Here is an 18,442-nt window from a genome sequence, read left to right as displayed (position 1 = left end):
TGTTCGCTATTTTTTCTGGGCCGGAAGTGCCGTTGCAGTACACCGCACAACCCCCTGATGACTGCCATGCCTATGTCCTCCTTTTTGCGAACTATCTTCTCCTGTCTGATCTCTTGCAAGCGGGGAGGGCCGCGCGCTCTCCTGCAGCGCTTGCTATGGCTGATCGTCTGTTTCTGTACCCTTGGCGGGGTGGGAACGGCATCGGCGGCGACCATCGACTTATCCGTTTCCGCCTATCTGCAAACGCCGGATCCCGTGCCGCGCGGCGGCAAGGCCAGCTTTTCGGTGGTCGTGACGAACAATGAGGACCTGGTCGATGCGACGGGCACCGTGCGCCTGGCGGTGGAACTGCCTGCCAATGTGAGTTTTGCATCGAGCACGGCGCCGGCCGGTTGCGCCTTCAATCTGGCGGGCAGTCCGCAATTGCTCAATTGCACGCGCAGCGGACTGGGCAAGACAGCGAACTGGACAGTAAACTTCAGCGGCACCGGCTCGGCGGCTTCCGCCGTGGTCACGAAGGCCAGCGTGTCTTTTGCCAACGTGGACACGGACGGCAACAGCTTCAACAACGATTCGATCAAAACGGTCACAGTCATCAAGGGCGCGGACCTGAGCGTGGCCGCCAGCGGCACGACCGGCTTGAGCGGCTGCCCCGCAGCCTGTACGGCAGCGGCTGGCGCAACGGTGGGCTACCAGGTGGACGTGGCGAATGCCGGTCCGGATAGCGCATCGCAATTCAAGGTCACGTACAACTTGCCGGCCAGCGCGGATTTTACCTACGCGTCGGCATCAGGCGCCGGCTGGGCATGCGCCCGTTCGGGCACCGTGCTGACCTGTACTTACAGCGGCGCGGCCATCGGCGTCGGACAGCAGGCTCCCCCAATCACGATCGGCGGACGCATCGTGAAGAGCATCGCCGGCACCATCACCAACGGTGCGTCGGTGGCCTCCAGCGACTTGCAGACCGGTGATCCGGAAGACGGCAATAATGGACCCAGCCAGGTCATCGTCACGGTCAAGCCGGGCACCGACCTCGATGCCAAGGAAACCCTGGTATCGAACGCCAGCGGCCTGAGCTCGTTGACGGCGGGCGAGGCGGTCAGCCTGAACCTGTGGGCTGTCAATAGCGGCACGCAGGATGCCAGCGGCGTCACCGTGAAGACGACGGTGTCCAGCGATTTCACCATCGGCACCTTGCCGGCTGGCTGCGCCAAGGCGGGCCAGACGATTATCTGCAGTATCGGCGCGCTGGCGCATGGCGTCACCTCCTCCAAGTTCCTGATTCCGCTGACCGTCGCCGCAGGTGCGACGGGCGGCGCGAATGTGGTGGACGTGGCGCGCAGCGCCCCGCTCGATGGCTTGAACAATCCCGCCTCGGCCACCTACACCATCGTCGCGCCATTCGCCCACCTGACCCTGACCAAGAGCAAGTCGCCGGGGCTGGTCGCGGCCAATGGCCTGATCAGCAATACCATCACGGTCACCAATGCGAACACCTCCACCAGTGCCGCCAGCGGCACCGTGACCGTAACCGATACCTTGTCGCCGCAAGAAAGCTACGTCAGCGCCAGCGGCGCCGGCTGGACCTGCAGCGTGGCCGGACAACTGGTCACCTGTCACTACACGATCAGCGGCAGCCTGGCGCGCGGCGCAAAACTGCCTGCCCTGGTTCTGACCACGCGCGCGCAAGCCGGTTTTGCTGGCACCTTGAGCAATACTGCCTGTACCGGCATGGCCGCCGGGTCGGCGCACCAGCCGCCGGACAATGCGAGCACGGGCAATTGCGCCACCGCCAGCGTCACATCGACGCCGCTGAACGTCGACCTGGCCATCGTCAAGACGGCGTCCCTGGCCAGCTTGCCGGCCGCGTCGAATACTTTCAGCTATACCCTGGTGGTCAGCAATGCCGGCCCGGACAGCGCTCCGACCGTCAAGGTGGTCGACGCCTTGCCGCATTGGTACAACGGTAGCAGCGGCACCACGGGTGGCAGCGTCGCGCTGGCCGGCAGCGGCGCGGGCGAAAGCTGCAGCTTTGCTTCAACCGTCACTTGCACGCTGCTGAACCTGGGCAGTGGTGCATCGCGCACCATCACCATCACGCTCAACCGCCCATTGAAGGACGGTGCCTTGCTCAATACCGCCACGGTATCGAGTCCCGATGCCATCGACACCAATGCGGCCAATAACAGCTCCGGCGCCACCGTCACCGTCGTGCCGCGGGCCGATGTCGGCGTCACGGCGATGTCCGGTGCGCCGAACCCCGTGCGCGTCGGCGTGCCGCTGGTGTACACCACCTCGATCCGCAACAATGGACCCAGCAGCGCCGCCAATGTGGTACTGCGCCAGGTCATCGATCCGGCGCGCATGAGCTTTGTGGCCGGCTCGGCCAGCATCGCGGGCAGCGCTGCGCAATGCACGCTGGTGCCTGCCTTCACCGGCGCGCCCTATGCGGGACAGTCCGGCATCGAATGCCGGACCTTTGGGCTCGGCGATGGCGAGACGCGCCAGCTGATTTTCTCGGTCATTCCCGTGTTCCCGTACCCCGATGCGCTCGACGCGACCTATGTCAGCAGCGCCACCATCAGCACCACGACCGACGACAGCAATGCGGCCAACGACAGCAGCAGCACCACGGTCACCGTGATCAGCAAGGAGCTGGACCTGAGCGTGTCGGCCGTCGATACGGGCTACGAACAGAGCCCGTTCGGCGATGCGCTGGTGTACCAGGTCAGCGTGCAAAATAATGGCCCTTCGCTGGCCACCGGCCTGAAGCTGGTCGTGGCTCCCGTGCCACCGCCGCAAAACGGCGCGGCCGTGCCGTATACCATGCTGTGGAATGCCGCCGGCAGCACCTTGCCGGCCGGCGCCTCGTGCAGCCAGCCAGGCGGCGCGGGCTCGAACCTGGTGTGCTACCTGGCTAGCTCATCCGCTGGCAGCACCTTGGCCAGTGGCGCCAGCCGCGTGTTCGGCCTGAAATTCGATACGGGTCCCGTCAGCAATGCGCCGCTGGGATCGATCACCTACAAGATCAATGCCAGCGTCGAATCGCTGGAAACGGGGGCGGCGCCGTTTGCCGGCGACAAGCTGGCGACGAACAACGTGGTGGAAGAAACCACCACCGTGCTGCCGAAGACCGATCTGATGCTGGTGTCGAAAACCGTTTCGCCCGCCTCGCCGTTCAGCATCAACCAGCCCTTCACCTACACCCTGGTGGTGGGGAATCTGGGTCCCGCCCTGGCGGCCAGCACGGTCGTCACCGACGTGCTGCCGGCCGGTTTCGTGCTGACGGGCGCGCCGACGGCACGCCTCGGCTCGGGCGCTCCGCTGACCTTGAACAATTGCGTCAGCAGCGGTTCGCCGGTCACCGTGACCTGCACGCTGGGCGTGCTGCCGATTGCATCGGGCGCAGCCGACTCGGCCAATCTGGTCAGCATCACCATCCCCGTGAAGGCGCCATACCCGGCCTATGCGGGACCGTTCGCCAGCAATATCACGAATACGGCCAGCATCGTGCCGACGCCGGGCACCTCGCGCGATCCGAATGCAGGCAACAACAGTTCCAGCGTCGATGTGCAGATCGTCAAGTCGAGCATCGCCGGCTCCGTCTATAACGATGCAAACCGCAGCAACAGCATGGATGCCGGTGAAAAAATCACCAGCAGCGTGACGTTCTCGCTGTACGGCCAGGATTTCTGGGGCAACGATATCGGCACGGCGGGCGCACCGCTGACCCTCGGTACCAGCAGCGGCGACTTCCTGTTTGACCGCCTGCCGCGCTCCGCGGCCGGCGGCTACACCCTCGTCGAGACACAGCCGGCCAGCTACGCCGACCTGTTTGAAGTCGCCGGCACGGCCGGTGGCACGCCGCCACCGGCCAGCTGCGACGGCGGCGCCAACTGTTCCGCCAGCGCGGCGCACAACACCATCGGCCAGATCGTGCTGGCGCCGAATACGGCGGCGACCGGCTACCTGTTCCAGGAATACGCGCATGCGGCCATCAGCGGCTACGTGTACGCCGACAAGAACAATAACGGCGTGCGCGAGGCGGGCGAAAATGGCATCGCCGGCGTGCAGGTGAAGCTCTCCGGCATAACCTTCTGGGGCGCCGACGTGTGCGCCGCGATGGGCAGTGCCTGCACGGCCACCACCGACGCCAATGGCAAATACAGTTTCACCAATGTCCCGCCAAGCCGGCTGGGAGAATCCTACACGGTCACCGAACTGTCCCAGCCTGCCGGCTATGCGGATGGCAAGGAGCAGAACGGTGCCGGCAATGTCGTGGCCAACAGCGCGGGCCGCGCGGCGCCGGAAGGCATCGTCGTCGGCAGCATCGAACCGGGCCTCACCTACACCGAGCGCAATTTCGGCGAACTGGCGTTGGCGTCGATTGCCGGCAGCGTCTACATGGACAACAACCGCGATGCGGTGCGCCAGGGTGGCGAAAGCACGGGCGTGGCCGGCGTCACGCTGACCTTGAGCGGCAACGACCATCTCGGTCATCCAGTCTGTCCAGGCAGTGCAGTGCCGAGCTGTACCTTCCAGACGGGCGCGGATGGCAGTTACCTGATTGCCGGCCTGGCGCCGAGCGACGCCGCCGGCTATGCCGTGACGGTCACGCCGCCGGCCAGCCTGTATCACACGGGTGCGCAGGCTGGCAGCCTGGGTGGCCTGATCGACGGCGCCGTGCGCGTGCCTGGTACCGGCGTGCCGGGTGCGGCGATCCGCACTGCCGGCGCCATCGTGCTGCTGCCCGGTGCCACGGCGACGGGCTACCATTTCGGCCAGGCGCCAGGCGCGGCGGGCGGCGTGGCGCAGTCGCTGTCCGGTTACGTGTATATCGATGCGAACCGCAATGGCCGCAAGGATGCGGGCGAGACGGGCATCGCCGGCGTGACGGTCACGTTGTCGGGCACCACGGCTGACGGCTTCGATGTCTGCAGCGTGATCGTGCCTGCCTTGTGCACGCTGCAAACGGCGGCCGACGGCGGCTATCGCTTCACGGGCCTGCCGCAAAGCGACAGCAACGGCTATGCCGTTGTGGAAATCCAGCCTGCCGCCTACCTCGATGGCGCGGAAAGCGTGGGTACTGTGAACGGTGTCGCGACAGGACGCATCGGCGGCAGCGCGCCCCGCTTCGACCAGTTCAGCGGCGTCGTGCTGCCGAACGGCGGTAGCGCGCGCGATTACAATTTTGGCGAACTGACGGGCAGCATCGCCGGCAAGGTCTACCTCGATGTGGATGGCAATGGTGCGGCCAGCAGCGGCGACACGCCATTGACGGGCGTGACACTGACACTGACCGGCGGTACAGGCGGTCCGGTGACGGTGCTCACCGATGCCAACGGCGCCTACCATTTCGACGGCCTGCTTGCCGGCAGCTATACCGTGACACAGACGCAGCCGGTCAATTACGCCGATGCGGGCCAGGCTGCCGGCAATGGCGGCGGCAATGCCAGCGTGGCCAACGTGGTCAGCGCCATCGCGCTCGCACCGGGCGCACAGTTGACGGGCTACGATTTCTGCGAGAAGACAGGCGCCATCAGCGGCGCCGTCTACGTCGACGCCAACGATAATGGCGTACGCGATGCGGGTGAAACCGCAGGCATCGCCGGCGTTACCATCAGCCTGTCCGGCATCGCCCGCGATGGCGTCACGCCGGTCAAGCGCACGGCCATCACGGCGGCCGACGGCAGCTACAGCTTCCGCGATCTGCCGAACGCGAATGCGGCCGGCTATACGCTGGTGGAAACGCAGCCTACTGCCTATCTGGACGGACGCCAGCGCAAGGGCCTGATCGACGGCGCCGCATCCTGCGCCAATCCTGCCTGTGACATCGGCATGGCCAACGCCATCGCGCGCATTCCATTCGATGCGTCGAAGAGCCATACGCGTTTTGACTTCGGCGAACTGCTGGCGGCGAGTATTTCCGGCCGCGTGTACGGCGATGCGAACGACAACGGCAGCTACGAGAAGGGCGAAGGCTTGCAGGGCGTGAGCCTGACGCTGAGCGGCATCGACGGCCACGGCAAGCCGGTCAATGTCAGCGTCGTCACGGCCGCCGATGGCAGTTACACTTTCCCTGGCCTGTATCCATCGGGTCCGGGCGGCTACACGGTCACTGAAACGCAACCGGCCGGCCTGGGGAATTATCCGGGTGCGACGGGTACTTCTGTCGGCAGCGTCAACGGCAAGCCGGTCGGCAACGGCGTGGTCGATGTCATCAGCGGCATCATCCTGCCGCCACAGGGCAATGGCAGCGGCTATGATTTCCGCGAACAGGTGTCGTCGTTGCGGGGTTTCGTGTATCGCGACCTGAACGACAACGGCGCCATGGACGCGGGTGAAGCAGGCATCGCCGAGATTGAAATCACCTTGCGCGGCGCGAACGGTTTTAGCCGTACGGTGGTGACCGGAACCGATGGCAGCTACCGCTTCGACGGCCTGCCTGCCGGTACCTACAGCCTGCTGGAAAGCCAGCCTGCCGTGTATCTCGACGGCCGCGAAACGGCCGGTAGCGCCGGCGGCAAGGTGAATAACGCCAGCTTCGGCGCGGCGCCAGAACACAACACGATCGGCGACATCGTGCTGCCAGTGGCGACGCAGGCGAGCGGCTATCTGTTTGGCGAACGCCATATGCTGGGCAAGCTCGGTGGCGTGGTGTATGCGGACCTGAATAACGACGGCGTTCGCAACGAAGGCGAGCAAGGCATTGCCGGCGTGACGGTGGTCCTGAGCGGCACTTCCGTCGATGGCAAGCCGGTCAAACTGAGCGTGGTGACCGGTGCCGACGGCAGCTATCTGTTCGATACGGTGCCAGTCAGCGACGCCGCCGGCTACACCCTGACGGAAACGCAGCCGGCCGGCTATGTGGACGGCAAGACGGTAGTGCTGCCAGGGTCGGTTGGTACGGCCAACGCCAGCAAGCCTGTCGGCGTGGGCAACAAGGATACGATCACCGGCATCAAGCTGGCGGCGGGCGACGACATGCGCGGCTATTTGTTCGGCGAGAAGGGCATACCGCAATTGAAGCCGCCCATCATCAACGGCTACGTATGGCTGAACCACGACGGCAGCCGTGTGCGTCCGCTCGACGGCAGCCAGGCTGGCGTGGCTGGCTGGACGGCCGAATTGCACCAGGAAGGCAAATTGATCTGCCGCGCCATCACGGACGAGAAAGGCTTCTACCAGTTCGACAACCTGCATTGCCCCGGCTACGAGGCAAGTGGCTTGCCGACGGGTTCCGGCTATGCGATCACCTTCCTCAAGGATGGCAACAACATGCCGAATGTGCCCGTTTCGACGGGGGGCGAAGGCGAGGTGGTGCCAGGTGGCAGCCGCATCAGCAACCTGACCTTGCGCGACGGCGACCGTGTCGTCGAGCAGAATCTGCCGCTTGATCCTGCCGGCGTGGTGTACGACTCCGTGACGCGCAAGCCGGTGGCTGGCGCCGTGGTGTCGATCAGCGGCCCTGCCGGTTTCGACAGCGCCGCGCACCTGGTCGGTGGGGTAGCCGAGCAGACGCAAACCGTAGGCAGCGACGGCATGTACCAGTTCCTGCTGCAGAACGGCTTCCCCAGCGGCGTGTATACGCTGAGCGTGATAGCTCCGGCGAACTACCTGCTGGCGCCATCCGGCAGCCTGCCGGCCTGCAAGGGACCATTGACAGTGGGCCTGGTGCCCGATCCGGCCTTTATCCAGGCCAGCGAGCTGGCGCCGGCATTGTCGACGAAGATGGAACTCGATCCGAATAACTGCACGGGACTGATCGCCGGAGGCGCCAGGACCACGCAGTATTACCTGAGCTTTGTCATCACGAATGGCGGTTCGGCACCGATCCTGAACAACCATATTCCGCTCGATCCGCTGGGCAGCGACAGCATCATGGTGACGAAGACGACACCGATGCTGAACGTCACGCGCGGCGACCTGGTGCCGTACACGATCACGGCCAGCAATCCCCAGGCGGCGACGCTGGGGGCGATGGAGGTGCGCGATTTGATACCGGCCGGCTTCAAGTACCGCGTCGGCAGTGCTACCCGCAATGGCGTGCCGGCGGAACCTGTCGTCGATGGCCGCAGCCTGCGCTGGAAAGAAAGCGGTTTCGCGCCGAAGGAGAAGAAGACCTACAAGCTGATGCTGATGGTGGGCAGCGGCGTTGGCGATGGCGAATACGTCAACCAGGCCTGGGCAGCGACGGGCGAGACGCGTATTTCCAACCTGGCTACTGCCACGGTGCGCGTGGTGCCGGATGCCACCTTCGATTGTCCCGACATCATCGGCAAGGTGTTCGACGACCAGAACGCGAATGGCTACCAGGATGAAGGCGAAGCGGGCATTGCCGGCGTGCGCATGGCGACGGCGCGCGGCTTGCTGGTGACGACGGATGCGGAAGGACGTTTCCACGTGGCTTGTCCGGCGATTCCGAATGCGGACCGCGGCTCGAACTTCGTCATGAAGCTTGACGACCGCACCCTGCCGAGCGGCTACCGCGTCACCACGGAAAATCCGCGCGATGTGCGCCTGACCCGAGGCAAGGTGGTCAAGCTGAACTTTGGCGCCACGATCCATCGGGTAGTACGTCTTGAGTTGAGCGACGCTGCATTCGTTGCGGGCGAAACGGCCTTGCAGGCGGAATGGGCCGGGCGCATCGAAGGACTGGTGAGCCAGTTGCGCGCCAAGCCGTCGGTACTGCGCATCGCGTATGCCGCTGGCGGCGATGCCGCGCTGGCGGCGCGCCGCAGCAAGGCGATCGAAAGCGAGATGCAGGCGCGCTGGCAGGCACTGCAAAACGAATATCCCCTCGTCATCGAGATCGAGGGCGCACAATGAAACCGAAAATGACCATGAACGTTAGCAATCAAGGCACCCTCAAAGCGGCGGCCAGCCCGGCCCCCAAGCGGCTCGTGTATTTGCTTGGCAGCATAGGCTTTGTGTGTCTGGGCGCGCACGCGCAACAGGCAAATGAGCACGCGCTGCGGGGAAAAATGCTGGACCGGGGCCACAGCATGGGGGCGCAGCAGCCCTCGAGCGGCGAGCAGGAGTCGTCGGCTTTCAGCGGTCTGGCGCCGTCCGGCCTGAGCCGCGCCGAGCGCCGCGTGATCCTGGAAGCGGTGCCGCCGGCCGTGCCGGCGCAGCAGAGCGTGACCTTCGACGACCTGCTGTCGGGCACCAACTTCGAGTCCGGCCGCGATGTGCTGCTGCCGGCCGCGATGGCCCGGCTTGACGCGCTTGCCGCACGTTTGCGCGGCAAGCAGAAGGTGCGCGTGCAGGTGATCGGGCATACGGACAACCAGCGCATCGCTGCCTGGCTGAAGCCGACTTTTCCGACCAACCAGCATCTGTCGGAGGCGCGCGCGCTGGCCGTCACGGCCTATCTGATGCGTGCACTGGACTTGCCGGCAGCGGTCTTTGCCGCCAGTGGCAAGGGCGAGAGCGAAGCAATCGCGTCGAACGCCACGCCGCAAGGCATGGCGCAGAACCGCCGCACGGAAATCCGTGCCTGGTACGAGGAAGCCGTCGAACTGCCGGCTGTCGCCGCCGCAGTGCCGAAGCGCATCGAGACGGAAGTACTGGTCGACGATTGTGCCGTCGCCAGCCAGCTGGCCAACCGCGATGCGGCCTTCTCCATCAGCATTGACGGCGTGGTGCAGGAAACCGATACGCTGCAGCAGGAGGCGGACCGCCAGCGCTGCGTCGACGTGGCGCTGGAACGTTCCGACATCCAGGTCAAGTACGATCCCCTGAACGTTGCGCCGGCCTTGAATGTCTGGCTGGCGGCGCCTCATGCGCAGCGCCAGGCGCCTGTGCGTTTTGGCACCTATACCAACTACGCTTTTTTCCAGCAGCGCGCCGAGATCCGCATTTTCGCCAAGGGACAGAGCACGCAGGAGCAGCCATTTGCCATCGTGCCCGCGACGATGGGCGAAGCCACGGCCTGGCAGGCGCCGGCGGATGCGCCGGAGCAGATCGGCTACCTGCTGCGCGTGTACGACGCCAGCGGCAAGTTCGACGAGACGCGCCTGCAGCCACTGCGCTTGCTCGATGCGGTGCCGGCCGAAGCGCCGGGCAAGAAGGCCGGTGGCGAAGCGTTGGCCGGCTGGGGCGAATCGAGCCTGATCCTGCGCAATATCGATGCATCAGGCGGCAGCGTCACCATCAGCGGCGAGAAGATCAAGCCTGGCCAGCAGGTGACGGCGCTGGGCATGGTCGTGCCGGTCGACGCCAACGGCAAGTTCGCCATGCGCCAGATCATGCGTCCTGGACCGCATACGGTGGAGGTGGCCGTGAAGGATGGCAGCGGAGCCGGCATGACCTTCCGCCGCAACCTGAACATCGCCGACAGCGACTGGTTCTATGTGGCGCTGGCCGACCTGACCATTGGCCGCGACCGCACCAAGGGGCCGGCGGAACTGGTCACGGGCGACACGCAGCACTATAAGAACGAGACCTGGGCCGATGGCCGTGGCGCGTTTTATTTGAAGGGCAAGATCAAGGGCGACTATTTGCTGACGGCCAGCGCCGACACGCGCGAGCAGCCGCTGCGCGACCTGTTCCACAACTTCCAGAGCAAGGATCCGAACTACCTGCTGCGCCGCATCGATCCGGACAAATACTATCCCGTGTACGGCGACGACAGCACCACCGTCGACGATGCGCCAACCCAGGGGCGTTTTTACGTGCGCCTGGAAAAAGGCGATTCTTCCGTCATGTGGGGGAATTTCCAGACCACCTGGAGCGGCTCGGAACTGGCACAGTACAGCCGTGGCCTGTATGGCGCGAACCTGTTGTGGAATGGCGCCGCCAGCACCAGCCATGGCGAAAAGGCCAGCACGGTCAACGCCTTTGCCGCTTCGCCGGGGACCTTGCAGTCGCGCGAGGAATTTCGCGGCACGGGCGGTTCGCAATACTATCTGCGCCACCTGGATCTGACGCAGGGTTCGGAACGCCTGTGGGTGGAAGTGCGCGACAAGGATTCGGGCCTGGTGATCGAACGCATCCAGCTGACGCCGTCGCAGGATTATGAAATCAACTACCTGCAGGGACGCCTGACCTTGCGCTCGCCGCTGTCCTCCGTGGCCGATGGCGGTGCGCTGGTGCAAAGCGCAAGCCTGAGCGGCAATCCCGTGTACCTGGTGGCGACATATGAATACGTGCCGGGCCTGAGCGCCATTTCCGGCACCTCGGTGGGGGTGCGCGCCAGCCACTGGTTCAACGACCATGTACGCATCGGGGCCAGCAATTATCACCAGGGCGAACAGGGTTCGGATCAGACCCTCAAGGAGCTGGACCTGACCTTGCGCTACAAGCCGGGCACCTGGATCAAGGCCGAGGCAGCCCGTTCCAGTGGCGACGCCAGCAGCGTGCTCAGTTCATCGAGCGGCGGTTTTGATTTCAACCAGACGACGGCGGGCGGACGCCCGGCCAACGCGAAGCGTTTCGACGGTGCGCTGGACCTTGCTGACCTGGGCGGCGCGGCGCGTGGCCGTATCGCCGCCTACTGGCAGGACCGCGAAGCGGGCTACGCGGGACCGGGCATGCAGACCCTGAACGGCGAAGCCGTGCGGCAAACGGGCCTGGCTGCGACCTTGCCACTGGGCGAGCGCACGGAAATGTCGCTGAAGGCAGATGACCGCACGGCCACCAGCCAGGATGCGCGCGCGGTGGAAGCGGCACTGCGCCACAAGCTCGATGCGGAGTGGGGCGTGTCGGCAGGCCTGCGGCACGACCGCCGCGACAATGCGATTGGCGGGGACAATGCCAGCGCCATCCTGAGCCAGGATGGCGGGCGTAGCGACGCCGTGCTGCGCGTCGACTATCGGCCATTGCAGGAAGGCCAGCAAGCCCGTGATGGCGTGCTGGAAAGGACGCCGGCGTCGAGCGCCGTACCGCTGCAGCAGGGATTGGAAGGCGGCATCACGGGCCAGCTGGTGACGCAGGGCCGCGAGGCGGGCATGGCTGGCGGTCCGCAGTATGGCCCCGACACCACGCTCGCTTCCGGCGTGGCCTCGGCGCGCGTGGCAGGATTGCTGTATGCGCCGTGGGACATGTACGGTTTCGTGCAGCATACCTTGTCGCGCAGCGGCAATCGCGCCCTGAATGACCGCGCGGGACTCGGTGGCACCTACCAGGTGAGCGAACGCCTGCGCCTCGGGGCCGAAGCGTCGGGCGGCAGCGGCGGCGTGGGCGGCCAGTTGTTCGGCAACATGCAGATGGATGAGCGCAGCAGCGTTTACCTGAACTACCGCATGGAGACGGAAACGCCGGATGTGAACTACAGCGGTCGCCAGTCCACGCTGACGGCGGGCAGCCGCTACCGCCTGAACGACAAGGCCGGCCTGTTTGCGGAAAGCCGCTGGGGCAATGGCGCGGGGCCGCAAAGCCTGACGCACGCGTTCGGCGTGGACCTGGCGCCCACCGAGCGCTGGACCACGGGCATCAAGTTCGAGACGGGCACGCTGTCGAACCCCCTGTCGGGCGACTTGAAGCGCGACGCCATCGGCCTGACGGCGGCGTATGCCTACGAGCGGCTGAAGTTTTCCAGCGCGCTGGAGTTCCGCACCGACCGCACGAAGTCGCTGGGTACGGTCGATGGAAGTTGCGCCACCGTGCCGGCTGACGGCGGCTGCGCCACGGACGCGAACAGCGAACACCGCAAGGTGTGGCTGACACGTAATGCGCTGAGCTACCAGCTGGACCGCGATTGGCGCCTGCTGGGGAAATTCAACCTGTCGCGCAGCAGCTCCACGCGGGGGGCCTTCTACGATGGCGATTACACGGAAGTCGTGACGGGAGCGGCCTATCGCCCGGTCGACAACGACCGCTGGAATACCCTGTTCAAGTACACGTACTTTTACAACCTGCCATCGCCAGGCCAGGTTGACGGCGTCACGGGCGGGGTGCTCGATTACACGCAGAAAAGCCATATCCTGAATGTCGATACGACGTATGACGTCAGGCCATGGCTGTCGGTGGGCGGGAAATTCGGTGTGCGCACGGGCCAGTTGCGGGCGTCGAAGACGCAAGGCGACTGGTTCTCCAGCCGCGCGGAATTGCTGGTGCTGCGCGCCGACATTCATATCGTCAAGGAGTGGGACGCCCTGATCGAGGGGCGCAGGCTGAAGGCGCGCGAGGCGGGCGATGCACGCGCCGGCGCCCTGATCGGCGTCTACCGGCATGTGGCGAAGCACGCCAAGATCGGCATCGGCTACAACTTCACGACCTTCTCGGACGATTTGACGGATTTGTCGTATCGCAGCCGGGGCTGGTTCCTGAACGCCATCAGCACGTTCTGACGCCGATTGACGCGCCAGGAAAGCAGGGCAGTCTCGCGGCTGCCCTGCTTTTTTTTCGCCGTTCGCGTGTCTCCCTGGCGAGCTTGCCGCGGTGGCCGGTGTAATATTGAGCCAGGGAAAGCTGCGGCATGGTGCCAGCGGCTCCCGTCACGAACGAGGTTGCAGCATGACGATTTTTGGCATAGGCATCCACATTCTGATCGCATTGTTTTTTGCGATCCATGTGGTGCGCAACGGGCAGCAGCTGTACTGGCTGCTCATTTTATTCATGTTCCCGCTGTTGGGCAGCGTGGTGTATTTCTTCGCCATCTATTTGCCCAATTCGCGCCTGCCGCAAGGCGCGCGCAAGGTCGCTTCGGTGGCCGTGCAGGTGCTCGATCCGAACCGCGAATTGCGCGAGGCGAAGGCCGCCTTCGAGTACACGCCGACGGCCCAAAACCAGATGCGCCTGGCCAGCGCGCAGCTGGAAGCGGGCGATGCGCAGGAAGCGGCATCGACGTATGAAGCCTGCCTGCGGGGCGCGTTTTCCTCGGACCTGGAAATTCGCCTGGGTGCGGCACGCGCCTACCTGGAGTGCGAGCGGGGTGCCGAAGCGCTAACGCACCTGGAGTTCATTCGCCGCACGGATATCCAATTCCGTCCCGAGATGGTGTCCCTGCTGACGGCGCGTGCGCTGGCGCAAAGCGGGCGCCAGGTGGAAGCGAAGGCGGAATTCGACGACGCGCTGACGCGCTACAACAGCTTCGAATGCCGCGCCGAGTGTGCGATCTGGGCGCTGCAGCAGGGTGACAAGGTATTGTCGGACCGCCTGCTGCTCGATATCGACAGCGCCATGGACCGCTGGAGCAGCCATACGCGTGCCATGTATGCGCCGCTGCTGGTGCGCCTGGAGAAGGCGCGCCGCTGATTTTTTGCCGGTGCCTGGCTCAGACGCCAGGCACCGTGTTCTTGCCCTCGACCAGTTTGTATCCCTTGCCATCGAAGCCATAGCGCGCGTGGCCGTTCAACGGTGTGGCAATGCGCGGCGGGTCTTCATCCGGCTTGACTGTGACGCCGGGCTTGATCTTCTCGGAGGCGCCCTTGAAATCGATCAGCAGGTCGTCGTAGGCGCCGCCATTGCGCGCCGTGGCGAAGCGCCAATTACCGCTGACCATCCAGCACTCGTCCATGTCCGGCGTGCAGGCGCCCATATTGTCCGAGTACAGGTCGATTCCGCCATCAAGCGCGGTCACCTTGCCGTCGCCGATTTCAAACAGGGCCAGTTGCGTGATGGTGTAGCCCTGGCCCGTGTAGCCATGGCGGATCGCCAGTCCCGGCTTGTTCGCGCCCAGCATGACCCAGTGGACTTCGCCGAGTTGGCCCGACGAACCGAGGGCGGCAATGTTTTCCAGCCGTTTCACGACTTGCCACTGGCCGTCTTCCGGCTGGCCCTTGGGCGCGAGGAAAAACACATTCAACAGTCCCGACGAGGCATGCGCCGATTCGGCCGTGCCTTCCGTGTTGGCCGTTTCCGCATTCGCCACCAGGATGGCGCGGCCATCGGGCAGCAGCTTGTGGCTGACGGCGCTGACCACGTAACTGAGTCTGTCGACGTGCTTGTCCGGATCGGACAGGTCGGCCAGCGCATCGTCGCTGTCGCTGCGATAGTCCTTGCCGAAGACGGCGCGCATCATGCCCACTTCGAGTTCGCGCGCCTGCGGCGTGTTCATCGCTTCCGTTCTTGGCGCCGTGGCGGCCGGCGGCGGCACGTGTTCGGCCGATGCGGCATCGTCAGCGGCCGCGGGGACCTCGGTTACGACGTCAGCTGCCACGTCGGCGCTGGCGGGGGCGGTCTTGTCCGAGCAGGCGCCGAGCAGTGCGGATACCAGTAGCAGGACGAGCGGGGTGCGGTAATTCATAGGCAGGGCAGATTGCGTTCATGGAGAATGGGCGCAGTATGCCAGATAGATGGAAGCGAGGGAGCGCGGCCTGACGGCCGGTCCTTCGCTTCCTTGCCCACAGGGGGCGATTTTGCAAACAGTGGCGGCGCTTATTTTTCCAGCGCCACCTTGTCATCGCGCCGCAGCGGCGCCTTCTGGCGGCGCAGTTTCGCCATGCCGCGCTTGAGCAGGTGCTCCAGGTCGTCGATGTAGGTGAACACGGCCGGCACCACCAGCAGGCTGAGTAAGGTCGACGTGATCAGGCCGCCGATCACGGTAATGGCCATCGGCGAACGGAAGCTGGGGTCGGCGCCCCAGCCCAGTGCCAGCGGCATCATGCCGGCGCCCATGGCGATCGTCGTCATCAGGATGGGGCGGCTGCGCTTGTGACAGGCGTCGACCAGCGCATCGAAGCGGTTCATGCCCGCCTGGCGCGCCAGGATCGCATAGTCGACCAGCAGGATCGAGTTCTTGGTGACGATCCCCATCAGCATGATCAGACCGATCATCGACGGCATCGACAGGGCGCTGCCCGTGATCAGCAGCGCCACGAAGGCGCCGCCGATCGACAGCGGCAGCGCCGCCAGGATGGTTACCGGCTGCATGAAGTCCTTGAACAGCAGCACCAGCACACAGTAGATGCACAGCACGCCGATCAGCATGGCCAGGCCGAAGCTGGCGAACAGCGAGGCCATTTCCTGCGCGTCGCCCAGCTCGGCGATCTTCACGGATGGCGGCAGATTCTTCATCGACGGCAGCGCGCGCGCTTCTTCGTTCAGTTCACCGAGGGTGCGCGAACCGAGTTCCACGTCCAGCGTCACGTTGCGGCTGCGGTTCAGGCGGTCGATCTGTGCCGGGCCGCTTTCCATCGTTACCGTGGCCACGTTCGCAAGGCGCACGGGACCATTCTTGCCGGGCACCGTCAGGCGCTCGATGGCGGCCAGGTCGGCGCGCACGCTGTTGGGCAGCTTGACGCGGATCGGCACTTGCCGCTCGGGCAGGTTCATTTTCGTCAGGTCCGTGTCGTAGTCGCCGGCCGTGGCCACGCGCACCGTTTCGCCGATGGCCGCCGCCGTCACGCCCAGGTCGGCCGCCTTGGCGAAATCGGGGCGCACGATGATTTCCGGTCGCACCAGCGAGGCGCTGGAATTGACGTTGCCGATGCCTTTCAGGCCGCGCAGTTCGCGCTCGACTTTTTGCGCCGCCGCCGTCAAAGCCACCGGATCTTCCGAGCGCAGCACCAGCTGCATCTTGACGCCCGTGTCGGGCGGTCCCACCGTGAAGCGGGCGCCGGGAATCGTATCGAGCTTGTTGCGCAACTGCGTTTCCAGGCCAGCCATCGATTCCTTGCGCTCCGTGCGGTGCACGGTGGTCAGGGTCAGCACGGCGCGGCGCGCCTCGGCTGCCGCGCCGGGGGCGAAGGCGTCGCCGCTGGAGCCGCCGCCTATCGAACTGAAGACGCCCTGGATGCCAGGCGTGCGCATGGCCGCATCGCGCGCCAATGCTGCCACGGCCTGCGTTTCACCCAGGGTGGAGCCGGGCGGCAGTTCCAGGTTGATTTGCGTCTGCGCGCGGTCGGCGGCCGGCACGAAACCGGTCGGCAGCAGCGGCACGAGCGCGATGGCGCCGACAAAGAACAGGGCTGCGGCGATGGCCGTGATGCCGCGGTGGTTCAGGCACCAGCGCATGACCGTCAGGTAGCGCGTCATCAGCCAGCCATCCTGCTCTTCCTTGTGCGGCAGCGGTTTCAATATGTAGGCGGCCATCATCGGCGTGAGCAGGCGCGCCACCACCAGAGACGCCAGCACGGCCAGCACGGCCGTCCAGCCGAACTGCTTGAAGAACAGGCCGGGAATGCCGCTCATGAAGGCCGTTGGCAGGAACACGGCCACCAGCGCGAAGGTGGTGGCGATCACCGCCATGCCGATTTCGTCGGCCGCTTCCATGGCCGCTTCCATTGGCGACTTGCCCATGCGCAGATGGCGCTCGATGTTTTCGATTTCCACGATGGCGTCGTCGACCAGCACGCCGACGACCAGGGCCAGCGACAGCAGGGTGACGGTATTGAGCGTGTAGCCGAACCAGTAGATGCCGAGGAAGGCCGGCATCACGGACAGGGGCAGGGCAGCGGCGGCCACCAGGGTGGCGCGCCAGTCGCGCAGGAACCACCACACCACCAGCACGGCCAGCAGCGCGCCTTCGTACAGCAGCTCCATCGAGCCGTCGAAGTTTTCCTCGACGGGGAAGGCATTGTCGATCGACTGCTGCAGTACCACATTCGGGTTTTCCTTCTGCAGGTCGGCGATGGCATCGCGTGCGCCCTTGGCGACGGCCACTTCACTGGCGCCCTTGGTGCGGAACACTTCAAAGGCGACGACCGTCTTGCCATCCTGCTCGGCCAGCGCGCGCGGTTCGGCGATCGTGTCGCGCACGGTGGCCACCTGGTCCAGGCGCACATGGCGGCCGTCCGGCAGCGGTACTTCCACGCGCGACAGTTCATCGGCCGTCTTGACGGTGGCGATGGTGCGCACTGATTGCTCGGCGCCGCTGATGTCGCCCCGGCCGCCAGGCGCTTCGCGCTGCACCAGGCGCAGCTGGCGCGAGACGTCGAGGGCCGACACTTTCAATGCGGCCATGCGCGCTTCATCGAGTTCCACCTGGATCTCGCGGTAGACGCCGCCCACGCGGGTGACGGCGCCCACGCCGGGTACGGTCAAGAGGCGCTTGGCCACCGTATTGTCGACAAACCAGGACAGGTCGGGCGCGTCGAGCGGATTGTCCACGCCCCCTTTCGCCGTGGCGATAAAGGTCAGCACCACGCGCCCGGCCGTGGAAGCCTTGGTGACGGTGGGGTCGCGCAGCTCGGCCGGCATGTCCGCTTTCACGCGCGCGACGGCGTCGCGCACATCGTTGACGGCTTCGGCGATCTGCTTTTCCAGGATGAATTCCACGGTGACCGTGACGACGCCATCGAGCACCTTGGTGTAGATGTTTTTCACGCCTTGCAGGGTGGCGACGGAGTCTTCGATCTTGCGCGCCACTTCCGTTTCCAGCTGGGCCGGCGCGGCGCCGGGCAGCACCGCGCTGACGGTGACGATGGGCAGTTCGATGTCAGGGAAATCCTGTACCGGATTGGCCTTGTAGGCCAGCAGACCGGCCAGGGTCAGCAGCACGAACAGCATGATGGCCGGGATCGGATTCTTGATCGAGAGGGAGGAAAAATTCATGGCC

Annotated in this window: 5 protein-coding genes; 3 read left to right on the top strand and 2 right to left on the bottom strand. The window is 65.3% G+C overall.

All coding sequences use genetic code 11. The features are described 5' to 3' along the window. The first annotated feature begins 189 nt into the window (after positions 1-189). The 3 genes from AC3IQ7_RS24945 to AC3IQ7_RS24935 all read left to right on the top strand — a co-directional run bounded on the left by AC3IQ7_RS24945 (position 190) and on the right by AC3IQ7_RS24935 (position 14,199). Positions 190-8,829 carry an SdrD B-like domain-containing protein gene (locus tag AC3IQ7_RS24945; RefSeq protein WP_489207589.1) on the top strand — a complete coding sequence of 2,880 codons (8,640 nt, stop codon included), beginning with the start codon at positions 190-192 and terminating at the stop codon, positions 8,827-8,829. A 14-nt stretch (positions 8,830-8,843) separates the two neighbouring features. Next, positions 8,844-13,292 carry an OmpA family protein gene (locus AC3IQ7_RS24940; protein WP_489207588.1) on the top strand — a complete coding sequence of 1,483 codons (4,449 nt, stop codon included), beginning with the start codon at positions 8,844-8,846 and terminating at the stop codon, positions 13,290-13,292. Between the two features lie 166 nt (positions 13,293-13,458). Then, complete coding sequence (locus AC3IQ7_RS24935; RefSeq protein WP_489207587.1) at positions 13,459-14,199, top strand: hypothetical protein; 741 nt, start codon at positions 13,459-13,461, stop codon at positions 14,197-14,199. A 19-nt stretch (positions 14,200-14,218) separates the two neighbouring features. Here AC3IQ7_RS24935 and AC3IQ7_RS24930 read toward each other — a convergent pair whose 3' ends face one another. Continuing rightward, positions 14,219-15,190 (bottom strand): hypothetical protein, encoded by a 972-nt coding sequence (locus AC3IQ7_RS24930; protein WP_322426280.1) that lies wholly within the window; start codon positions 15,188-15,190, stop codon positions 14,219-14,221. Between the two features lie 131 nt (positions 15,191-15,321). After that, a complete protein-coding gene (locus tag AC3IQ7_RS24925; RefSeq protein ID WP_099378096.1) occupies positions 15,322-18,438 on the bottom strand; it encodes an efflux RND transporter permease subunit in 3,117 nt (1,038 codons plus the stop codon). Positions 18,439-18,442: the final 4 nt, after the last annotated feature.

Source organism: Janthinobacterium sp. GL_088 (assembly GCF_057837845.1).
This window is presented reverse-complemented; position numbering and strand designations above follow the sequence as displayed.

What these genes read in the sequence shown, in the direction of transcription:
- AC3IQ7_RS24940 (WP_489207588.1), top strand. Translation starts at nt 8,844, where the DNA reads ATGAACGTTAGCAATCAAGGCACCCTCAAAGCGGCGGCCAGCCCGGCC.
- AC3IQ7_RS24935 (WP_489207587.1), top strand. Translation starts at nt 13,459, where the DNA reads ATGACGATTTTTGGCATAGGCATCCACATTCTGATCGCATTGTTTTTT.
- AC3IQ7_RS24930 (WP_322426280.1), bottom strand. Translation starts at nt 15,190, where the DNA reads ATGAATTACCGCACCCCGCTCGTCCTGCTACTGGTATCCGCACTGCTC.
- AC3IQ7_RS24925 (WP_099378096.1), bottom strand. Translation starts at nt 18,438, where the DNA reads ATGAATTTTTCCTCCCTCTCGATCAAGAATCCGATCCCGGCCATCATG.